Origin of the sequence: Limosilactobacillus ingluviei DSM 15946, from assembly GCF_001435775.1 — a bacterium.
GTDB lineage: Bacteria > Bacillota > Bacilli > Lactobacillales > Lactobacillaceae > Limosilactobacillus > Limosilactobacillus ingluviei.
The window spans coordinates 1-458 of sequence record NZ_AZFK01000058.1; the positions used below are offsets into that span (position 1 = coordinate 1).

The 458-nt window shown below is 45.0% G+C and carries 1 protein-coding gene; it reads left to right on the forward strand.

The genetic code is table 11. The features are described 5' to 3' along the window. Window positions 1-56 precede the first annotated feature (56 nt). A partial coding sequence (locus FC43_RS10880) for a helix-turn-helix domain-containing protein (RefSeq protein WP_156648336.1) occupies window positions 57-458 on the forward strand: 402 nt, incomplete at its 3' end.

Genomic DNA, 458 nt, shown 5'->3' on the forward strand with positions numbered 1-458 from the left:
TTAGGTGGAGAAACGAATTATGTAAAATTCGATCTCACCTGAAAGGGGGTATTTTTATGTCTGGCAGAACAACTCATCACTCTTTAGAAGAACGGCTTGAAGCGGTCCTCCAGTATTTGAGTGGTCAGGTTGGCAATTCCCGATTAGCTAAACAATACGGCGTTAGCAAGCGTACTGTGCAGAATTGGGCCCGTGCTTATCAACATGATGGGGTAGCAGGATTGGAAGAGTCTCGCACTTGGCGCCGTTATTCCCCAGAACTAAAGCGTCAAGCCTGTCAGGATTATTTATCAGGGAAATATAGCGCTTCCGAGTGTTGTGATCGTTACAATATTTCGAGTTACAGTGTGTTACAAAGGTGGCTGGAACGATATACTAGTGGTAAAACCTTTACGGAGAAACCAGGAGGTTCTACCCGGATGAAAGCCAAACGCAAAGTTACTCAAGCTGAACGAGAA